At 62.1% G+C, this 18,793-nt stretch carries 21 protein-coding genes; 1 reads left to right on the top strand and 20 read right to left on the bottom strand.

Features of this window, described 5'->3' with window-relative positions:
• The 18 genes from AC6I8B_RS09540 to AC6I8B_RS09455 all read right to left on the bottom strand — a co-directional run bounded on the left by AC6I8B_RS09540 (window position 1) and on the right by AC6I8B_RS09455 (window position 16,365).
• Window positions 1-819 (bottom strand): RNase A-like domain-containing protein, encoded by an 819-nt coding sequence (locus AC6I8B_RS09540; protein WP_497816260.1) that lies wholly within the window; start codon window positions 817-819, stop codon window positions 1-3.
• A 534-nt stretch (window positions 820-1,353) separates the two neighbouring features.
• The gene (locus tag AC6I8B_RS09535; RefSeq protein ID WP_497817726.1) at window positions 1,354-1,599 is read right to left on the bottom strand and encodes a DUF2274 domain-containing protein; all 246 of its coding nucleotides are present in this window, start codon (window positions 1,597-1,599) and stop codon (window positions 1,354-1,356) included.
• Window positions 1,596-2,855 carry a TraB/TrbI/VirB10 family type IV secretion system protein gene (locus tag AC6I8B_RS09530; protein ID WP_497817725.1) on the bottom strand — a complete coding sequence of 420 codons (1,260 nt, stop codon included), beginning with the start codon at window positions 2,853-2,855 and terminating at the stop codon, window positions 1,596-1,598. Before AC6I8B_RS09530 ends, AC6I8B_RS09535 begins: the two co-directional genes overlap by 4 nt.
• Window positions 2,856-2,857: 2 nt before the next feature.
• Complete coding sequence (gene trbG / locus AC6I8B_RS09525) at window positions 2,858-3,850, bottom strand: P-type conjugative transfer protein TrbG (protein ID WP_497817724.1); 993 nt, start codon at window positions 3,848-3,850, stop codon at window positions 2,858-2,860.
• Entirely contained in the window at window positions 3,847-4,551 is a 705-nt protein-coding gene (gene trbF, locus AC6I8B_RS09520; protein ID WP_497817723.1) for a conjugal transfer protein TrbF, read from the bottom strand. Before trbF ends, trbG begins: the two co-directional genes overlap by 4 nt.
• Window positions 4,552-4,569: 18 nt before the next feature.
• On the bottom strand, window positions 4,570-5,928 hold the full coding sequence (trbL, locus tag AC6I8B_RS09515; protein ID WP_497817722.1) for a P-type conjugative transfer protein TrbL: 1,359 nt from the start codon (window positions 5,926-5,928) through the stop codon (window positions 4,570-4,572).
• Window positions 5,925-6,236: a hypothetical protein gene (locus tag AC6I8B_RS09510; RefSeq protein WP_497817721.1), complete on the bottom strand. Its 312-nt coding sequence runs from the start codon at window positions 6,234-6,236 to the stop codon at window positions 5,925-5,927. Before AC6I8B_RS09510 ends, trbL begins: the two co-directional genes overlap by 4 nt.
• A 12-nt stretch (window positions 6,237-6,248) precedes the next feature.
• A complete protein-coding gene (gene trbJ, locus AC6I8B_RS09505; RefSeq protein ID WP_497817720.1) occupies window positions 6,249-6,986 on the bottom strand; it encodes a P-type conjugative transfer protein TrbJ in 738 nt (245 codons plus the stop codon).
• On the bottom strand, window positions 6,983-9,442 hold the full coding sequence (gene trbE, locus AC6I8B_RS09500; RefSeq protein WP_497817719.1) for a conjugal transfer protein TrbE: 2,460 nt from the start codon (window positions 9,440-9,442) through the stop codon (window positions 6,983-6,985). Before trbE ends, trbJ begins: the two co-directional genes overlap by 4 nt.
• A gap of 12 nt (window positions 9,443-9,454) precedes the next feature.
• Window positions 9,455-9,727: a VirB3 family type IV secretion system protein gene (locus tag AC6I8B_RS09495; protein ID WP_497817718.1), complete on the bottom strand. Its 273-nt coding sequence runs from the start codon at window positions 9,725-9,727 to the stop codon at window positions 9,455-9,457.
• A complete protein-coding gene (locus tag AC6I8B_RS09490) occupies window positions 9,724-10,107 on the bottom strand; it encodes a TrbC/VirB2 family type IV secretion system protein (RefSeq protein WP_497817741.1) in 384 nt (127 codons plus the stop codon). Before AC6I8B_RS09490 ends, AC6I8B_RS09495 begins: the two co-directional genes overlap by 4 nt.
• Before the next feature lie 5 nt (window positions 10,108-10,112).
• Window positions 10,113-11,180, bottom strand: coding sequence for a P-type conjugative transfer ATPase TrbB (gene trbB, locus AC6I8B_RS09485; protein WP_497817717.1), 1,068 nt, complete (start codon window positions 11,178-11,180; stop codon window positions 10,113-10,115).
• The gene (locus AC6I8B_RS09480; RefSeq protein ID WP_497817716.1) at window positions 11,177-11,473 is read right to left on the bottom strand and encodes a hypothetical protein; all 297 of its coding nucleotides are present in this window, start codon (window positions 11,471-11,473) and stop codon (window positions 11,177-11,179) included. Before AC6I8B_RS09480 ends, trbB begins: the two co-directional genes overlap by 4 nt.
• 18 nt (window positions 11,474-11,491) lie before the next feature.
• Window positions 11,492-11,641, bottom strand: a complete 150-nt coding sequence (locus AC6I8B_RS09475; protein WP_497817715.1) for a hypothetical protein — start codon at window positions 11,639-11,641, stop codon at window positions 11,492-11,494.
• Window positions 11,638-13,650 carry a conjugal transfer protein TraG gene (locus AC6I8B_RS09470; protein WP_497817714.1) on the bottom strand — a complete coding sequence of 671 codons (2,013 nt, stop codon included), beginning with the start codon at window positions 13,648-13,650 and terminating at the stop codon, window positions 11,638-11,640. Before AC6I8B_RS09470 ends, AC6I8B_RS09475 begins: the two co-directional genes overlap by 4 nt.
• Before the next feature lie 249 nt (window positions 13,651-13,899).
• The gene (locus AC6I8B_RS09465) at window positions 13,900-14,139 is read right to left on the bottom strand and encodes an EexN family lipoprotein (protein WP_497817713.1); all 240 of its coding nucleotides are present in this window, start codon (window positions 14,137-14,139) and stop codon (window positions 13,900-13,902) included.
• A complete protein-coding gene (locus AC6I8B_RS09460; protein ID WP_497817712.1) occupies window positions 14,139-15,083 on the bottom strand; it encodes a LysR family transcriptional regulator in 945 nt (314 codons plus the stop codon). Before AC6I8B_RS09460 ends, AC6I8B_RS09465 begins: the two co-directional genes overlap by 1 nt.
• Before the next feature lie 58 nt (window positions 15,084-15,141).
• Window positions 15,142-16,365: an MFS transporter gene (locus AC6I8B_RS09455; protein WP_497817711.1), complete on the bottom strand. Its 1,224-nt coding sequence runs from the start codon at window positions 16,363-16,365 to the stop codon at window positions 15,142-15,144.
• A 92-nt stretch (window positions 16,366-16,457) separates the two neighbouring features.
• Here AC6I8B_RS09455 and AC6I8B_RS09450 point away from each other — a divergent pair, with 92 nt between their 5' ends.
• The gene (locus AC6I8B_RS09450; RefSeq protein ID WP_497817710.1) at window positions 16,458-17,351 is read left to right on the top strand and encodes a LysR family transcriptional regulator; all 894 of its coding nucleotides are present in this window, start codon (window positions 16,458-16,460) and stop codon (window positions 17,349-17,351) included.
• A gap of 222 nt (window positions 17,352-17,573) precedes the next feature.
• Here AC6I8B_RS09450 and AC6I8B_RS09445 read toward each other — a convergent pair whose 3' ends face one another.
• Together AC6I8B_RS09445 and AC6I8B_RS09440 are read right to left on the bottom strand one after the other, a co-directional pair.
• The gene (locus tag AC6I8B_RS09445; RefSeq protein ID WP_497817709.1) at window positions 17,574-17,813 is read right to left on the bottom strand and encodes an EexN family lipoprotein; all 240 of its coding nucleotides are present in this window, start codon (window positions 17,811-17,813) and stop codon (window positions 17,574-17,576) included.
• Window positions 17,813-18,757, bottom strand: a complete 945-nt coding sequence (locus AC6I8B_RS09440) for a LysR family transcriptional regulator (protein ID WP_497817708.1) — start codon at window positions 18,755-18,757, stop codon at window positions 17,813-17,815. Before AC6I8B_RS09440 ends, AC6I8B_RS09445 begins: the two co-directional genes overlap by 1 nt.
• Between the last annotated feature and the right edge of the window lie 36 nt (window positions 18,758-18,793).

Raw genomic sequence — 18,793 nt, 5'->3', positions numbered from 1 at the left:
TCAGAAAGAAGGATATGAAGTCAGAAGATAATAGGGTTTGCCGTTAAACACTTTACGGTGCAAAACAATCCTGACAGCATACGCTTCCAGACGAGTTGTACTGCCTTGCCTGAAACCATAACCGACTACGGTTCGGGACTGCCAGCTTAATTCCAGTATGCTTTCGCTTTTGGCGGCAGCCCAATAGATGATCTTCCAGCGGTTCGCTTTCAAACCGGCGCTTATGAATCGCTCTGCCTGCTCAATATTAACAAATGAACTTGCAAGCGGCGTTTTAGGACTTCGTGCAAGACGCGCGAGCAAATCCGCTTCGGAAATATTTACATGCTTAGCAATAGTATGTCCGCCAGCCTTAATACCTTTAACGGCTTCATGCTCAGCCAGCTTTAACTTACCGAAGCGTACAGAGGCGACACGTGCCGCTCCGGCAGCAAAGGCAAAGGCCGTCGGAACAGAAATATCGACCATTAAACCTATATTCATTGCGCTCTTATTATCGGCGCCAAGCTTTTTAGCCGTCGCTGTGGCCAACTGGAAAGTTGCTGTACGCGTATTTCTGCCTGTCAGTACCTGATTAGCCGCAGCATGAATGCTATCCAGACTATGTACGCCAACGACAACGCATGCCGCTTTTGTCAGTCCGGATGGATCTGGCGCTATGCACAGCGCGGTTGCTCCGGTTAATTCAAGTGTCCCTAATGCAAGATTCAACCCACTGTATAAGCGGTTACTGAGTGATTCACCTTCAGTAACCGTTTCATCCGAGAGAGCAGCAGTGAGCTGAACCGGGGACATCATGATTTTTATATCATCATCCATAATGAAGCCTCATGTGAGCAGTAGATACGTGGCTAAATAGTCTCTTCTTTTCAGATTTTAGATCCACTAAAAACCAGAAAATAGATTTTACATGAATGTGTTCACCTGTCATTTCAGAAAACGAAAAAAACATTAATGTTGTTAAGGATGCTGAATTTTCAAATGTTTATCAGATTCAGCGTGATAACCGACCCCAGGAAAGTGAGTTATTGGCTTATGGCAGATTTAAGGCAGGAAGTTAGTGACCAGCAGGCATAAAAAATGTCCGCTGTCAAGCCCCTAATGCGAGCATGCAGCTACTCGAAAGGTCTTATGAGACAACAGGTTAGGCCAGATTTCGACTGCTGCGTGCGCTGGCCCGATTTCGATCTAGGTGCCATATAGGCGCTTCGCGGTAGCAAGCTCAGGGGCAGCGTAGCGGGCAGAGGCGGATCGTAATGATATGCCTCGGCGTATCTCAAGCCACCTCTCAAAGCGAAAACGCAGCCCGTGGGCTGCGTTTTCGTCGTGGGCGTCGAAAGAAGTGTTCGCTCGTCAAGATTGCTTCGGTGGTGCGGCCCTGATCGTATTTCCTTTCTTGAATCCCCGATCGCCCGCGATGAACGCCTCCAGCATGTGCGGAATCAGCGTCACCGCATCGACCGCTTCGCCATAGGCCTGCGCATGCAGCGCGGCGTAGCGGTCGAGGTCGGCTTTCAAGCTGGCCGGGCATGCAAAGGTCAGCTTCGTGGACTCCAGTTTCGGCAGCGGCCCCAGCCGCAGTTTCTTGGTCGTGCTCATCGCATCGCTCCCTTGTTGAAGAACAGTGGCTGGTACGGCCGCAGCACCAGATCTCGATTGACGATGATGCGAACAGGCAGGCCCGGTCGCTCGGTCAACGTCGGCTGGATATTCATGTTGCGCCGAGTCATCTCCTGGCCGACCTGGTTAATGCTGTCCTGGGCGCTGTCGCGCCCGGCGATGACGATGCGGTTGCCGTCCTGACGGTTCTCCGGCGCGGCCAGCTCGGCGCCCACGCCCAGCAGCGTCGTCAGCACCGCGCCGGCGACGATGCGGTTCCAGTGGTAGTCCACACCGTCTTCCAGTCCGGAATAGCCGGCCGGATCGGTGCCCACCAGGTTGTCGAGCGTCAGCGAGGATGTGTCCGGCAGGATGATGCGGTTCCACACCACTTGAACCCGGCTCTGCCCATAGCTGACCTGGCTGTTGTATTTGCCCAGGATGCGCGATCCCTGCGGGATCAAAAGGAACTTGCCTGTGGCCGTGTCATAGACCGGCTCCGTCACCGTGGCGATCACGTCGCCCGGCAAGTCCGACTTGATCCCCGTCACCAGTGCACCGGCGATCACCGTACCGGCCATCACCTGATACGCCGAGGCAGGCAATTGCAGATTGCCGGAATTGCGGGTTTCCGTAGAACCGCCTTTCAGGAACGCTTCTTTCTGGTCTTGCCGATTCTGCGTGGCGGTCGGGTCGGTGGGCTGGGCCGCCGTTGAGGCCGGCCCAGCCGCCAGCGGGTCGAAGCCCGCCAAGGCGTTGCCGGGCGCAGCCGCAGCCACTTGGGCTATGGCCTTTCCTGGCTGGCCCGAGCGGAAGAACACCGATGAAGCCGCCGCCGCGTCCGCCTCCTTACGCAAAGCATCCTCGGGGTCATGGCCTGGCGGCGCATAGGCCGGTATCACCGGCTGCTGCGAGGCCACGATGGCCGGGCCGAGATCGCCCGGAAGCGGTGGCCCCAGCTCGGGCACCTTCGGTGGCGGCTTCGAGTAGTCGGCAGGCAGCGCGTCCAGCCCTTCGGACTTGGAGACGCGATCGACGTTGTAAAGCTCGGTCTGCTCATTCGAGCTGCGCCTATGCGGCTGGAGCGACCAGATCGTCGCGCCCAGCACGGCGACCGACAAGCCACCCATCAGCATCGCCAGCGTGCGCCGGTTCAATCGAGTGACCGGGCGCGGCTGCGCGCGCAGCGCCACCGCCTCGGGTGCGACCTTGCCCACATGCGGCGCGGTGGGGTCGGGGATATTGTCCTGGCTCATGGTCAGTTCCTCCGCGCCACGCCATCCGTGCGCTCGATCCGCACCATGTCGCCCTTGTCGGCACCCAGGCGCAGTTCGGCCGCGCCGAACAGGCGATCCACGATGTAGTACGGCGAGCGGAATCGGTAGTTCACCAGTTGCCCGTCGCCCTGCACACCGATCACGAACAGCGGCGGCAGCTCACCTTGCGCGATGCCCGGCGGGAACTGGATATAGACTTTCTCGCCGTCATCGAAGGCGCGCAGCGGTTTCCACGGTGGGTTGCTGCCGCTGATTGCGTAGCGGAAGCGAATCTTCTCGAGCGACAAGCCGGAGTCCACCGGCGCAGCCGCACTGGCAGCCTGCGCCTGGCGCTGCAGGGCCAGCATCCTGTCCTTGGGGTACTCCCAGGACACCGAGGCCATCCATGTTTTTTCGGTCGAGGTCAGCTCCAGCAGGTAGGTCCGCCGACTGGTCGTGATGACCAGATTCGTCTTCAACCCCGAGCGGATGGGTTTCACCATCACATTGACCCGTAGCGCGTCGCCGCTGCCGCTCGATGTGTCTCCCACAATCCAGCGCACCGTGTCGCCGGCGGCCACCGTTACCAGCTCCTCGCCCGGCTGGAGCGCGATCACGGTCACGCGGCCCACGGCCGCATAGACCTGATATAGCGCGCCATCGGTGAACGGCCAAACCTGAATCGCATTGACATAGCCCTCGCGCGTGGGCGCGACGCGGGCCTCCGTATTGGCCCGCGAGACGCGCACCTTCTCGTCGGCAGGTTCGGGCACGGCCTTGGCGTCTTCCACCTCGGGCAATGGCTTCAACTGCGCCGGCAGCGCCAGCAGCTCGGGCACTTTGACTATTTCTACCGGTGCGGGCGGCTCCGGGAGCGGCTGGGCCTGCACGGGTTCATCGAGCGAGATGGACGGCGGCGGCTTGCCCTGCGTGGCGCAGCCCGCAAGGGTAAGCAGGATCAACGGCAAAGCGGATTTACGGAAAAGATCATTCATGGCTTGGCTCCTTCAGACGAATCCAGTTCGCGACTCCACGACAACCCGTTGACGTAGATGCCCAAAGGGTTCTTGCGCAGGCGCTGTTCGGTGCGTGGGGTCTGCTGCACGATGGAAATCACGGCGTTCCAGCGCTCGGTGCCAGCGGCTGCGCCGTTGACGAAGCGCTGCTCCGTCCAGCGCACGTTGAATGACGTGTCGCTGGCGCGGGTCACGCTGGTGATCTGCACCGTGACCGACTCCTTGCCGATGCGCGCGAACGGGTCATGGGTGCGGGCATAGTCGTTGAGCACCACAGCGCCCTTGTCGGTGGTGTAGTCGTAGGCGTCGAGCCAGTTCTGCCGCACCACGATCGGGTCGATGGACAGTGAGCGCACCAGGCCGATGAAGCGGCCCAGGTGATAGGCCACCTGCGCGTCGCTGGGCCGGTACGGTGTGGCGGCTTCGCCCACGGCGCGGACCTGACCTGCGTTGTCCACCTCCACCACATAGGGCGTGACGATGGATTGCGCCGAGCGCCACACCAGCCCGCCGGCCATCAGCAGCGCGAGCGTCAGGCAGCCGAAGGCCATCAGCCTCCAATTCTTGGCCTGCACGCGCGCCGAGCCGATGCGGTCGTCCCAGACCTGGGCGGCGGCTTGATACGGGGTGGTAGGTTGCGGTGTGTCGGCATAGCGCACCTGCGGTCGTTTGAATCGCATGAGAGTTCTCCTTGAAGATCAGGAATCGGAATCACGCAAGCTCGGTCCCTGGCTTGAGCTGCCGCCGTCACCACCGCGCAGCGTGTGGGCGGCGGTCGTGGCGGCGTGGGTGAGCTGCTGGCGTCGGTGCAGGCGCTTGGCCCAGGCCGGTTGTTCCTGTGGTGACGCTGGCGGCATTTCGCCGCTGGGGGCACGGCCGCCTGCGGTGGGTGCGGATGCAGTCGCGTCGGCGCTGAACGCTGCGGCAGCGCGGTCTCGGATCGAGCGCGCACCTTGCGCCACCTTCTGCCCAGCGGCCTGCGCGCCGGTCTTGGCGACATGGCCCGCGCCGGCGGCAACGCCTTTGAGGCCGCCGCCGGCAGAAGCGGAGCCAGTTTGGAATGCTGATTTCGCGCTGCTCGCGGTCCCAGCGGCGGCCCGCGCACCACTGCCGGCCAATCTGGCCGTAGCCGGGGCCATGCGCGCGCCAGCGGCAACCGCACTACCAACACCCGTGGCCGCTGCGCCGATGGCGACGGCAGTGCCAGCCGCGCCCAGAGCAGCACCGGCCATCGCGCCTGCGCCGAGCTGCGGGCCGCCCGACACCAGCCCGGTCGCAATGCCCGGCCCGAAGATACCCAGTGCGAGCAGCGTCAGTGAGGCCAGCATGAGGACGACCGAATGGTCGATGGACGGTTCGGCCGGATGCACCTGAAACTTGGCGAACAAACCCGAGCCGATGCCCACGATCACCGCCAGCACCAGGACCTTGATGCCAGAGGACACCACGTTGCCCAGCACCTTCTCGGCCAGGAACGCGGTTTTGTTCCAGAGTGCGAACGGCACGAGCACGAACCCGGCCAGCGTGGTCAGCTTGAACTCGATCAGCGTGATGAAGAGCTGGATCGCCAGCACGAAGAAACTCAGGACGACGATCAGCCAGGCGAGGAACATCACGACGATGGGCGTGATGTTCACGAACACCTCGGGAAAGCCCGCCATGTTGCTGATCTGCTGCAGGATCGGCGCCCCGGCGTCGATCCCGACCTTGGCCAGCCGACCCGGCTGCAGGAAGTTCTCCATGCTCAGGGTCGAGCCGCTGGCCGTGAGGCCCAGGCCCGCGAACGAGCGGAACACGATGCCTGCAAGCCAGTTGAAATTGCCGATGATGTAGGCGAAGGCACCGACGTACAGCACCTTGCGGATCAGCTTGGCGATCACGTCCTCGCCTTGACCTGTGGCATGGCCCATCGCCCAGAACAGCCCGGCGATCGTCATGTCGATGACGATCAGCGTGGCAGTCAGAAACGCCACCTCGCCGTGCAGCAGGCCAAAGCCTGAGTCGATATAACGCGAGAAGGTATCGAGGAAGCGGTCAATCACCGTCACGTCGTTCATGGCGAGTCCTCCTGCCCAGACAGGGCCGTTGTGTCACTGCCATCGGTGGGTTCATCGAAGCTGGGCGGGATGGGCGGCAGGTCGGGAAGCGTCTGGTACTCGCCAGGCCCGGCCTGGCCGGAGAGAAAGCGCCGCAGATCGGCCTGCGCCACCTGCGCACAGAACCCGCCGTCGTGCTCGCCTGCGCGGCATTGCACGCGCAGCGTGTGCAGCCGGGACGGATCGGCAGCCAATGCCTCCACCGACAGCGGCCGGTCGCAGCCGGACAGCAAAGACGCGAAAGCGAACAGGACAGGTGCATACTTCATGGCCGCACCTCGTCAGTGGTTGTAGAAATCGACAGACTGCGGCGTGTACGGCGTGCCACTGCCCAGGAAGCGGCGCGTCACCTCGCGCCCGCGCTCTGTGGCCGCCGCCTGCCGCGCCAGCTCCAGTGCGGCGGCCCGATCCTGCGTGATCTGCAGCCGCTGCGACTGGATCGACTGCTTGGCTTGCAAGGCCAGCAACTGGTTCATGGCCTGCATAGCTTGCAGTGAGCCTTGGGCCGACTGGCTCTTGCCGACGAGGTCGGCCAACACGCCTTCGTCTTCGCTCAAGTTCTGCGACACCTGCGCCTGCATCCGCATGGTGGTCTGCAAGCCGTTGAGCGTGTTCTTCCACCGCGCTTGCGTATCGCGGTACATCTGGTCGCCGCTCACGGTGGCGGCGTACTGCTCGGGATACAGGCGCGCGAATTCCTGATCGAGGTTCGTCACGTCGTAGGCCAAGCCGCGAGCCTGGGCGATCAGCCGCTCGGTCGTCGCCAGATTGGCGCGCAACTGGCCGACCACGTTGGACGGCAGGCTGGCGAGGTTGCGAGCCTGGTTCATCAGCATCTGAGCTTCGTTCTGGAGCTGGCGAATCTGGTTGTTGATTTCTTCCAGTGTGCGAACGGCGGTCAGCGTGTTCTGCACGAAGTTGGCAGGGTCGAACACCGTGATGGCGGCTGCAGGCTGCACGGTCAGCAGCGATACCGACAGCGCGGCGGCGAGCGAAATGGAAAGCGCACGGATCTTCATGGCCGGTTCTCCAGTGGGTGGTCAGTGATGCAGAAGGAACCCGGCGCGAGGCCGGGGAACGAGGGCAGCAGGTCGGCTGCCCAATCGAGGCTGCGATGGCGCAGCCAGGCGCCAGCGAAGCCGGGCACGCCGGCATCCAGCAGGACGCCGTCGATGTCACGCTGGTACTGCGGCGTGGAAGCGCCCGCAAACGCGAGCGTCGCCGGCCCCAGGTTGAGGTCGAACAGGCGGTTGCCGAGACGGGATTGGTAGTAGTAGTCGCGCTTGGGCTGCGCGGTGGCGACGATCTCGATCTGGCGCGAGTTCAGGCCAAAACCCTCGTAGATCGTGCGAATCTGCGGCTCGGTCGCCTGCGGGTTGGGCAGGAAGATGCGACTGGCGCAGCTTTCGATGATCGCGGGCGCAATGCTCGAATCCTTAATGTCCGCGAGCGACTGCGTGGCGAAGATGACGCTGACGTTCTTCTTGCGTAGCGTCTTGAGCCACTGACGGATACGGGCGGCGAACACCGGGTCGTCGAGGAATAGCCACGCTTCATCAAGGATCAGCAGCGTGGGCGCACCGTCAAAGCGCTCATCGAAACGCGCAAAGAGGTAATGCAGCACCGCCATGACAGCGGCCTTGCTGTGCATCAACTCCTCCATTTCGAAGCACTGCACCGACCCCGAACCCAGGCGATCCGAATCCGCATCCAGCAGCTTGCCGTGCGCGCCGCCGAGCACATACGGCGACAGCGCCTGGCGCAGCGCATTCGACTGCAGCAGCACGGACAGTCCCGTCATCGTGCGCTGCTCCACTGGCGCACCGGCAAGGCTTCCCAGCGCCGACCAAATGGATGCTTTCTCGTCCGGGCCGACTGCGACGCCTTCATGCAGTAGGCGGCCTTCGATCCATTCGGCGGCCCAGGTGCGGTAGCTCTCACGGTCGATGCGTGCGAGCGGCTGGAAAGCGATGTCTCCATCCGTGCCCAGGTCGTAGTGCTCACCGCCCAGGCCCAGGATCGTGGCCCGCATGGAGCGCCCCATGTCAAACGCAAAGATGCGCGAGCCGCGATAGCGGCGGAACTGCATCGCCAGGGTGGCGAGCAAGACCGACTTGCCCATGCCAGTCGGCCCCGCGACCAGCGTGTGGCCCACGTCGCCGATGTGCGTCACCAGCCGGAACGGCGTGGCGCCATCGGTCCGTGTGACGATCATCGGTGGGCCGTCGAGGTGGTCGTTCTTCTCCGGGCCAGCCCACACTGCGGACACCGGCATCATGTGCGCCAGGTTCAGCGTCGAGACGATGGGCTGGCGCACGTTGGCGTAGGCATTGCCGGGAATGGACGACAGCCACGCATCCACGGCGTTGAGGGTTTCGGGGATCGTGACGAAGCCGCGCCCTTGGATGGCACGTTCCACCATGCGCAACTTCTCGTCCGCCACGGCCGGGTCGGCATCGAGCACCGTCACCGTGGCGGTGAGGTAGCCGAAGGCGACCTGATCGCTGCCCAGCTCCTGCAGGGCCGCGTCCGCATCGGCCGCTTTGTTGTTGGCGTCGGTATCGACCAGCGGGCTTTCCTGCTGGAAGATCGTTTCGCGCAGCAGTGCGATGACGTTCTTCCTTTTCGCAAACCACTGACGGCGCAGGCGGGCGAGTTCCTTTTCCGCCTCCGCTTTGTCCAGGCACAGAAAGCGCGTGCTCCAGCGATATGCAAAGCCCAGGCGGTTGAGGTCGTCCAGAATCCCCGGCCAGGTCGAGGTCGGGAAGCCTCGCACCGACACGACACGCAAGTGCTGGTCGCCCAGCATGGGTGCCAAGCCGCCGACCAGCGCGGAATCGGTCAGCAGCGCGTCGATGTGGAACGGCACCTCGGGCACGCCGACGCGATAGCGCCGCGTCGAAACGGTGGCGTGCAGGTAGGTCAGTGTCTGCGCATCGTCCAGCCAGGCGATTTCCGGCATCACACCATCGAGCAGATCGAAAACACGATCCGTCTCTGCCACGAAGGCCGTCAGGCGCTCGCGCCAGTCCACGCCTTCGGTAGGCCGGTTCTCGTACAGCATCCCTGCGGCGCGGGCGCGGGATTCTTCCGGCGGCAGGTACACCAGCGTCAGGTGATAGCCACTCTCGAAGTGGTTGCCCGATTCCTCGAACGCTGCGCGGCGTTCCTCGTCCACGATCCACGAAAGCGGCTCGGGAAACTCGGAGTGCGGATAGTCGGCGGCCGCGCGGCGCTCGGCCTCGATGAACAGTGCCCAGCCTGAACCCAGACGGCGCAGCGCATTGTTCAAGCGCGCCGACGTGGCGGTCAGCTCGCCCTGCGTCGCACTGTCGAGGTCCGGGCCACGGAACCGCGCTGTGCGCTGGAAACTACCGTCTTTGTTCAAGACGACACCCGGTGCCACCAGCCCGGCCCAGGGCAGCCAGTCGGCCAGCAACGCTGGCCGCTGGCGGTATTCGGCAAGGTTCAGCATCGCGGCGTCTCCCTACACGTCCAGCAGCGGACGATGCTTGATGTGCCGGGCGAAGACGTGCATGAACTGCGGATCGATACGTGCCCCCCAGACCGCCAGCGAATGGCCGACGGTCCAGAGCACCGCACCTGGAATCCACAGTTGCAGGCCCAGCCCGACAGCGGCGGCCAGCGTGCCGTTGGCGATTGCCACGGTGCGCGGCGCACCGCCCAGCAAGATCGGCTCGGTGAGCGAGCGATGCAGCGGCACCTCGAACCCGGCCGCGAAGGTGTCCGGCGCGCTCATACGACCGCCCCACCGGAGAAGCTGAAGAACGACAGGAAGAATGAAGATGCGGCGAACGCGATGGACAGGCCGAAGACGATCTGGATCAGCTTGCGGAAGCCGCCGCTGGTGTCACCGAAGGCCAGCGCAAGCCCCGTCGAAATGATGATGATCACCGCCACGATGCGTGCCACCGGCCCTTGAATCGACTCCAAGATCGACTGCAAAGGGCCTTCCCACGGCATCGAGGAACCGGCGGCCTGCGCGGTGCCAGCCAGGAACAACATCAGCGCGGCCAGCAGCAGCCCTTGCCCCGCAGAGCGGGCCAGGCTGCGCAGCCGTGCTCGGTTGGACAAGCGCGACAGCGGGTTGACGGAAACACGGAAAGCAGGAATGGTCATCTGCGTCATGGCAGTTCTCCAGGGTGGTTGAGGGACAGGGAAGAACCGGGGGCGACTGGTGATAGCTCCGGGAATGGAGCCTCCAGCGCGTCCGTCAGTTGGTAGCCCACGCCGTCGAAGCCGACGACGCGGGCAATGTTCTCGATGCGGCGCTTGCGCCCGCGCCCGCCAATGTGGATCACCACGTCCACGGCCTCGGCGATCAGCGCACGAGGTGGGTTCACCGCCACTTCGAGAATCAGTTGTTCCAGGCGCAGCAGCGCGCCCAGCGCAGAGCCGGCGTGGATCGTGGCAATGCCGCCTGGGTGGCCGGTGCCCCACACCTTGATGAGATCCAGCGCCTCGGGGCCACGCACCTCGCCAACAACGACGCGATCTGGCCGCAGACGCATGGACGAGCGCACCAGCTCGGTCATGGACACCACGCCCGCGCGCGTACGCAACGGCACGTGGTCGCGGGCTGCACATTGCAGCTCCACCGTGTCTTCGAGCACCAGCACGCGGTCGCCCGTGGCGGCGATTTCGGCGAGCAAGGCATTGGCGAGCGTGGTTTTACCGCTGCTGGTGGCGCCTGCGATCAGGATGTTTTTTCGCTCGCGCACGGCGCGCACCAAGAAGTCCGCCTGGGCGCGCGTCATCATCCCGTCGATGACGTAACGATCCAGCGGGATCACGCCGATGGCGCGCTTGCGCAGGGCGAAGGCCGGCCCCGGCGCGGCGGGCGGCAGGATGCCCTCGAAGCGTTCGCCGGTTTCGGGCAACTCGGCCGACAGCAGCGGCTGGCCGCGATGGACTTCCGCGCCGACATGGGCTGCGACCAGCCGGATGATGCGTTCGCCGTCTGCCTCGGACAGTTCGACACCCATCGGCGCGCGGCCGGTCGAAAGCCGGTCCACCCAAAGGGTGCGATCCGGGTTGAGCATCACTTCCACCACGTCCGGGTCTTCGAGCGCGGCAGCGATCAGCGGCCCCATCGCCGTGCGCAGCATCTGAATGCGGCGATCCATCGACGCCGCAGCGGACGAACGCAGCTCGTAAGGGAGTTGCCCACCTGTGGAGATGTTGGCGCTCATGACGCACGCTCCCGCGCCGCGTCCGGTGCCTCCGCGTCCTCCATGCGCATCGGGTCGAGATGCAGTTCCTCCACCACGTCGCGCACCAGGCTGCGCCCACGCAGCAGGTGGCGGCCAAGCTGCTCGGTGAACTGCTCAAAGCGTGCCTTGCCCTGAGCACGGGCGGCGTCTTGATGGGCCTCGGGAACCGGCGTGCTGACCGTGAGGTAGTAGCGGATGAACAGGGCCAACGTTTCGATGGCGATGTTCTGGTCGCGCTCCAGCCGTTCGGCCTGGCGTGACAGGCGATCCAACCGCTTGGCAATGGCCGCCTAGCGCTGGTCACCCGCGTCGGGCGACAACCAGGATGCCAGCGCCGCAGCGACGATGGACGACTTGGACACGCCTTTCTTGGCGGCCAGCTCTTCCAGGCGCTTGGCGTGCTCGCGCTGGATAAAGAGATTCAGGCGGTATTGGCTCATAGGTCGATTCCGTCGTTGGGGTCGAGGGACGCCAGCCGGGCCGTGCGCTGCATGGCCGGATCGAATTGGCGAGGAAGGGGAAGTGGCAGGTCGTCGTCATCGAGCAGCGACAAGTCGCTGGCCGATGGCTCCATGTCCGGATGAAATTCGGCGACTTCGGAAAGTTCGGGCTGCCGGCGCGGCCCGCCGTCATCGACGGAAGTGGCGAAGCCTTCGTCCGCATGGGGCGTGGGTGCTGCCGGCACGGCTGGAATCGCCAGGCCGCTCCAGTCATCAGGCCGCGATGGCGGCGCGTCGGCGTATTGCCCGTCCACCAGCACGGGCGGTGGCAACACGCGGCGCTTGAAGTTGGCGTCGGCGTAGTAGCGCAGCTTCTTGGCCTTGATCGGCGCCACGCTAGACACCATCACCACGGCCTCGTCCGGTGGCAGTTGCATCACTTCACCGGGCGTCAGTAGCGGGCGGGCCGTCTCCTGGCGCGACACCATCAGGTGTCCCAACCATGGCGCAAGCCGATGGCCCGCGTAGTTGCGCTGCGCGCGCAATTCGGTTGCGGTGCCCAGCGTCTCGGAGATGCGCTTGGCGGTGCGCTCGTCGTTGGTGGCGAACGTCACGCGAACATGACAGTTGTCGAGGATCGAATGGTTCTGGCCGTAGGCTTTGTCGATCTGGTTGAGCGACTGCGCGATAAGGAAGCTGCGGATGCCATAGCCGGCCATGAACGCCAGGGCCGTCTCGAAGAAATCAAGCCTGCCGAGTGCGGGGAACTCGTCGAGCATCAGCAGCAGCTTGTGCCGCCGTGCGATGCCGTCCGAGCCGTCGAGCGATTCAGTGAGGCGTCGCCCGATCTGGTTGAGGATCAGTCGAATGAGGGGCTTGGTGCGGCTGATGTCCGAGGGCGGCACCACCAGGTACAGCGACACCGGATGCTTGGAAGCAATCAGGTCGGCGATGCGCCAGTCGCAGCGTGACGTGACTTCGGCCACCGTGGGGTCGCGGTACAGACCGAGGAAGGACATGGCCGTGGACAGCACGCCGGAACGCTCGTTGTCGCTCTTGTTGAGCACTTCGCGCGCGGCTGATGCCACGACCGGATGCGGACCACCACCATCCCCGTTCACCAAGTGCGGCGTGGTCATCATCCGGTGCAAGGTCAGCTCGAACGGGCTGGCCGGATCAGACAGGAAGTTGGCGACACCGCGTAGCGTCTTGTCCTCTCCCGCGTAGAGCACGTGCAGGATGGCGCCGACCAGCAGCGCATGGCTGGTCTTCTCCCAGTGGTTGCGACGCTCCAAAGCGCCCTCGGGATCGACCAGGATGTCGGCAATGTTCTGCACGTCGCGCACTTCATGCGCGCCGCGCCGGACCTCCAACAGTGGGTTGTAGGCGGCCGACTTCGCATCGGTGGGGTTGAACAGCAGGCAGTGCGAGAAGCGCGAGCGCCAGCCGGCGGTGATCTGCCAGTTTTCGCCCTTGATGTCGTGGATGACGGCGGACGCCGGCCAGGACAGCAGCGTCGGCACCACCAGGCCCACGCCCTTGCCCGAGCGCGTGGGGGCGAAGGTCAGGACGTGTTCCGGGCCTTCGTGCCGCAGGTACTGGTCATCATGCTGACCGAGGAATACGCCTGCGGGCTGGGTGAGCCCCGCTTCGCGAATATCGGCCGCATCAGCCCAACGTGCCGAACCATAAGTGGTGACAAGTTTCGACTGCCGGGAGCGCCACACGGCCATGGCGATGGCGACCACCACGGCGGCCAGGCCGCTGCCGCCTGCGATCAGGCCGCCGGTGTCGAAGATGCGCGGCGCATAGGCGTCGAAGAAAAACCACCACTCGAACAACCGCCAGGGGTGATAGACCGGCGTGCCGAAGATATCGAACCAGGGCGAGCCAAGGCGTAGCTGGTAGCCCAGGGCGGCGGCTGTCCATTGCGTGGCACTCCACACGCCGACAATCACGATGCCGAAGACGACACCGATTTGCCCGAACAGTACCCCTTGACCTTGCATGCCGACCGCTCCCTTCTCCCGCAAAAATGAAGCCCAAGAAAAGCAGCACGAAGACGTGCCGCAGTCGTCAGGTTCGGTGCGGGATCAAGGCCGGTCAAAGGCCGTTGTGGCGGGAATTAAGGCAGAAAAAGCCGGACTTCTTGCGGTAGCTAAACGCATAAAAACGCCGCAGCCACGAGCGTGCTGCGGCGTGATAAGCGAATCGGTGATGAGTCCGTCGCGGCTGGGCGACAGAAGACGTTCGGCGAACTATCTGGTGTGCTGTTCGGGTCGGTCGCCGAAGAAGCGTCGTTTGGCGGCTTCAGCCGCGCGCAGGCATAGCTCGTCCGAGACCTTTGAGCGATCTTCACGGCACAGTCGCTGGATTTCTTTGATGCGCTCGGGATGTGCGGTCAGGAACTCTACCGTGTCATTGGTCGGCGATGGTCCGCAGGCCGACAGCAAGCCGGCCAGGGCGAGTGCATGAGCGGTTCGAAAAGCTGTGTTCATCAGGAATCCTCCAGTTCATCGGAAGGAGCGTCGCAGACAGGCACATGCTCCTTGCTGGTATCGGCTTCCAGTTTGCCGACGCGAGCAACAAAACGACTCAGTGCTTCTGACGGATCGATATCTCGCCTGAGCAGGTAGGTGGTGAGCATCGGCGAGCCACCAGCCAACGGCCGCGCGACGATGTTGGGCTCACGACTGGCGGCGATCTGCGAGGCACCGACCAGTGCCAGAGCGAACCCAGCCGCGACCAGCGCCATCATCAAGTCGAAGGACATCACGCGTTCGGCCACCAGCGGTTCCTTGTCCAACGCACGCAGCACCCGTTCGATCTGGTGGTTGTAGCCCTCGCAGACCTGCGGGTCACCCATCACCAGCGGATAGCGCAACACCTCGTCCAGGGGAATGCGCGCATGCGCCAGCAAGGGATGGCGTGCCGGAATGGCAACCCGCAGCGGATCACGCCAGGCGGGTTCGGCAAGAATGCCGTCGCCGACATCGGCGGACTGTGCGAACCCAACGTCATACAGATCATCGTGCAGCCCCTTGAGCTGCTGGGTGAGCGGGACTTCATCGAAATGGATTGCGATCTCCGGGTCTTCCTGTCTGCACAGGGCCATGAGAGAGGAAAACCGTGCCGGGGCGATGCCATCGGACAGCGCGATACGCAACTGGCCGTCATAGCCTGCGGCGGCCGCGCGGACGCTAGCGCGGGCCTGATCCAGCGTGGCGAACACGCGTGGCACGTGTTCGAGCAACAGCTTGCCGGCTCGAGTCAGTCGGGTGCTGCGCGTGGTGCGCGCGAACAGGGGCGCGCCCAAGTCTTCTTCCAGTTCCTTGATCGTGCGCGACAGGGGTGACTGGTCAACATGAAGCCGTTCGGCGGCACGGGCAAAGTGGAGTTCTTCCGCAACAGCCAGGAAACAGCGGAGGTGCCGAATTTCCATATTCCGCTACCCCTCAAAGTTGAGTTTGAGATAGAGAAACAGCACTGCTGACTCGAAATCAATCTGACTTCTTTGTCAAAGAAAGGGCTGCAGCGAATGCCCCAAAAATAAGTCCAACAATACAAATGCCGGGCCAACCCCATGCATTCCAAACTATTCCAGATAGAGCTGAACCTAAAGCGCCGCCAAGGAAGAACAGCCCGGTAAAAAGACCATTCATCCGTCCTCGGACCTCAGGACGCAAAAGATTGATCGCACGGCGACCCAATGTCTGGTCAGCTATAACGCCTAGATCGAGAATAACCGCCGCGAATATCAACACGCCAAGAGAAAGACTTTTGTTATTGGTCAGCGCTGCAACGCCAATGTAAGCCAGCATCAGGGCGAACATGATCGCCAAATGTGCCAACACAGTCATGGGTTTCGTCCACCCACGATCACCGGCACGCCCGGCAATCGGTGCAATGATTGCTCCAGCCGCTCCTGCTAGCGCAAACAAGGCAATTCCCCCTTGTCCTAACAGAAAGGGCGCTTGACCAAGTTGGAGAGCGACAGAGGTCCAAAAGATACCAAATGCCCCCATGCACATAGCTTGGCTTGCAGCCCTATGTCGTAAAACTGGCTCCTCCTTAATAATGGATATTAATGACCTCACCAACTGCCAATATGTTTCTCGGCGTGCAGGCCTGAGGGGAGGAATGTGCTTTTGGAGAATGATGGCGAGAATTGCAACACTCACCCCAAGAAAGCCGTACAAATATCGCCATCCGAAGAACTGAGTAACCAAGCTGGCCGCAGGGCGGGATACTAGTATCCCCAACATCAAGCCACTCATGACGTTGCCAATCGTGCGTCCACGATGTGCCTCAGAACTCAGCGATGCGGCAACAGGCACCAACATTTGTATCGCACTGGTGAGCAGGCCAACGACGAATGATACCGAGAGGAATACGAGTCCATTTGGAGATATTGCCAGTATGGATAGAGCAAAGGCGTCGCCCACAAGAGTTGTCAAAATGAGTCTCTTGTTCTCAACGATGTCTGTCATGGGAACAAGAAAAATTAATCCCACCGCATAACCAAGCAAGGTCAATGTAGTTGCCAATCCCGACATGCTGGTTGAGAGGCCCAGTTCCGGGCCGATGATGCCTGCCAGTGGCTGAGATGCATAAAGTGCCAGAACAACTATTCCTACAGCCGTAGCGAACAGTGCAATGAGCGGCATGCCAGGCATGTGACTGTTCATCTCATTTTGGGATGATGGGGATTTGTCCATTTTCATTGGCCGTCTAGAAGAGATATAGACATGCTACTCTTAATATTTAAGCGTATAATCACCATCATTATTGATTCACCATCACGGAAATCGTGACAATGGCCAGCCTTGAGCATTACCGCATTTTTATTGCCACTATCGAGGCTAAAAGCCTGACTGCAGCTGCTCAAAAGCTGGGCTGCTCACTTCAAACTGTGAGCAGATCCCTCAGCACTCTTGAAACAGAGTTGGGGGTGGCGCTGGTCCAGCGGACCACGCGGCGGATGCAAGTTACTGCTGCAGGCGGCCTCTTCTACGAGCGCCTGAAAACCGCCCTATATGACCTTGACGAAGCAACAACCGAGGCTCGGAGGAGTACAACAGAAATATTTGGCTTGTTCCGTGTCGGAGCCTCTGTTCAATTCGCTCCTCGGTACATCGTTCCGGCAGTTGCTGCATTTGTTGAACGCTATGCCAACGTGGAAGTAGATCTTGCACTTTCGGACGCCATAGTGGATTTGTTGGAAAACAAGTTGGACATCGTCATCCGAATCGGCGATTTGGAGTCCTCTGCATTGAAATCGCGTCTTCTCGCAAAACTGAGACGCGTGGTTGTTGCAACGCCTCAATACGTTGCACAGCATGGACGTCCTTTGCATCCTTCTGACTTAGGAAAGCATGCGTGTGTCGTTAGGACATTTGGCCCTGAGGGCGATGTATGGCCACTGACGGAGAATGGATCTCTGCTCAGGGTATCTGTGGCGGGGCGATTCCGCTGCAATGATGCAGCTTCCGCAAATGCCGCCGTCTTGCATGGCATTGGAATTGGATTGGCACCTCTTTGGCAGGTGAGAAATGAAATTGATCAGGGGCTTCTGGAGGTGCTGTTGCCTGAGCATGAGCCGTCGCCAATTCCAGTTCATGCGTTATGGCATGAAAATTCAGTCTTGCCAGCAAGGACTAGGGCATTCATTGATATGCTGCGAGGAAGAATCTCCAGCGAAAGAATTTGATTCTTAATTAACCTTCAACGCGATGGCTGTTCAATTCTGAACGAGAGTCCCACTTTGTCTGTACCGCTTTCCAATCTCCGCGCGGCGAGAATTGGGCATTGCACACCTGTTGGACTTCTAGGTCTGCGTACCCTTGATCGATGGAAAGCTTCATCGATGACGCGGGGCTTCCGCCCAATTGGCAGGTGCGATTTCAATTCCACCGCCGCCCCGCACAGCGAACTACTCGGCGCGCTGTTCGGGCCGGTCGCCGAAGAAGCGTCGTTTGGCTGCCTCGGCCGCGCGCAGACACAGGTCGTCCGAGACCTTGGAGCGATCTTCACGGCACAGGCGCTGGATTTCTTTGATGCGCTCGGGATGGGCGGTCAGGGACTCCACCGTGTCATTGGCGGGCGACGGCCCGCACGCCGACAGTAAGCCGGCCAAGGCGAGTGCATGAGCGGTGTGAAAAACGGTGTTCATCAGGAATCCTCCAATGCATCCAAGGCAGCGGCATGAGAAGGGTCGAGCTCCTTGCCGGTGTCAGCTTCCAGTCCGCCGACGCGGGCAACAAAGCGACTCAGTGCTTCTGACGGATCGGCATCTCGCCGCAGAAGGTAGGTTGTGAGCATTGGCGAGCCGCCGGCCAGTGGTCGCGCAACGATGTTGGGCTCGCGGTTCGCGGCGATCTGCGAAGCGCCTACCAGCGCCAAGGCGAACCCGGCGGCTACCAGCGCCATCATCAAGTCGAAGGACATCACGCGTTCGGCCACCAGCGGTTCCTTGTCCAGCGCGCGCAGCACCCGTTCGATCTGGTGGTTGTAGCCTTCGCAGGCCTGTGGGTCGCCCATCACCAGTGGATAGCGCAACACCTCGTCCATAGGAATTCGAGCATGTGCGAGCAAAGGATGGCGCGCCGGAATGGCGACCCGTAGCGGATCACGCCAGGCGGGTTCGGCAAGAATGCCATCGCCGACATCGGCGGACTGTGCGAACCCTACGTCGTACAGATCATCGTGCAGCCCCTTGAGCTGCTGGGTGAACGGGACTTCATCGAAGTGGATGGCGATCTCCGGATCTTCCTGCCGGCACAGCGCCATGAGGGAAGAAAAGCGCGCGGGGGCGATGCCGTCGGACAGCGCAATACGTAACTGACCGTCATAGCCTGCGGCGGCCGCCCGCACGCTGACGCGTGCCTGGTCCAGTGCTGCGAACACGCGCGGCACGTGTTCGAGCAGTAGCTTGCCGGCTCGCGTCAATCGGGTGCTGCGCGTAGTGCGCGCGAACAAAGGCGCGCCCAGGTCTTCCTCCAGCTCCTTGATCGTGCGCGACAGAGGTGACTGGTCAACATGCAACCGTTCGGCGGCACGCGCAAAGTGGAGTTCTTCGGCCCCGGCAAGGAAGCACCGCAGGTGTCGCAATTCCATGGAAAACCTCCTTTTCCCTCGAAGACTCCTCCCTGA

The organism is Pantoea sp. X-Soil-ISGK-285 (genome assembly GCF_059730815.1).
This window is presented reverse-complemented; position numbering and strand designations above follow the sequence as displayed.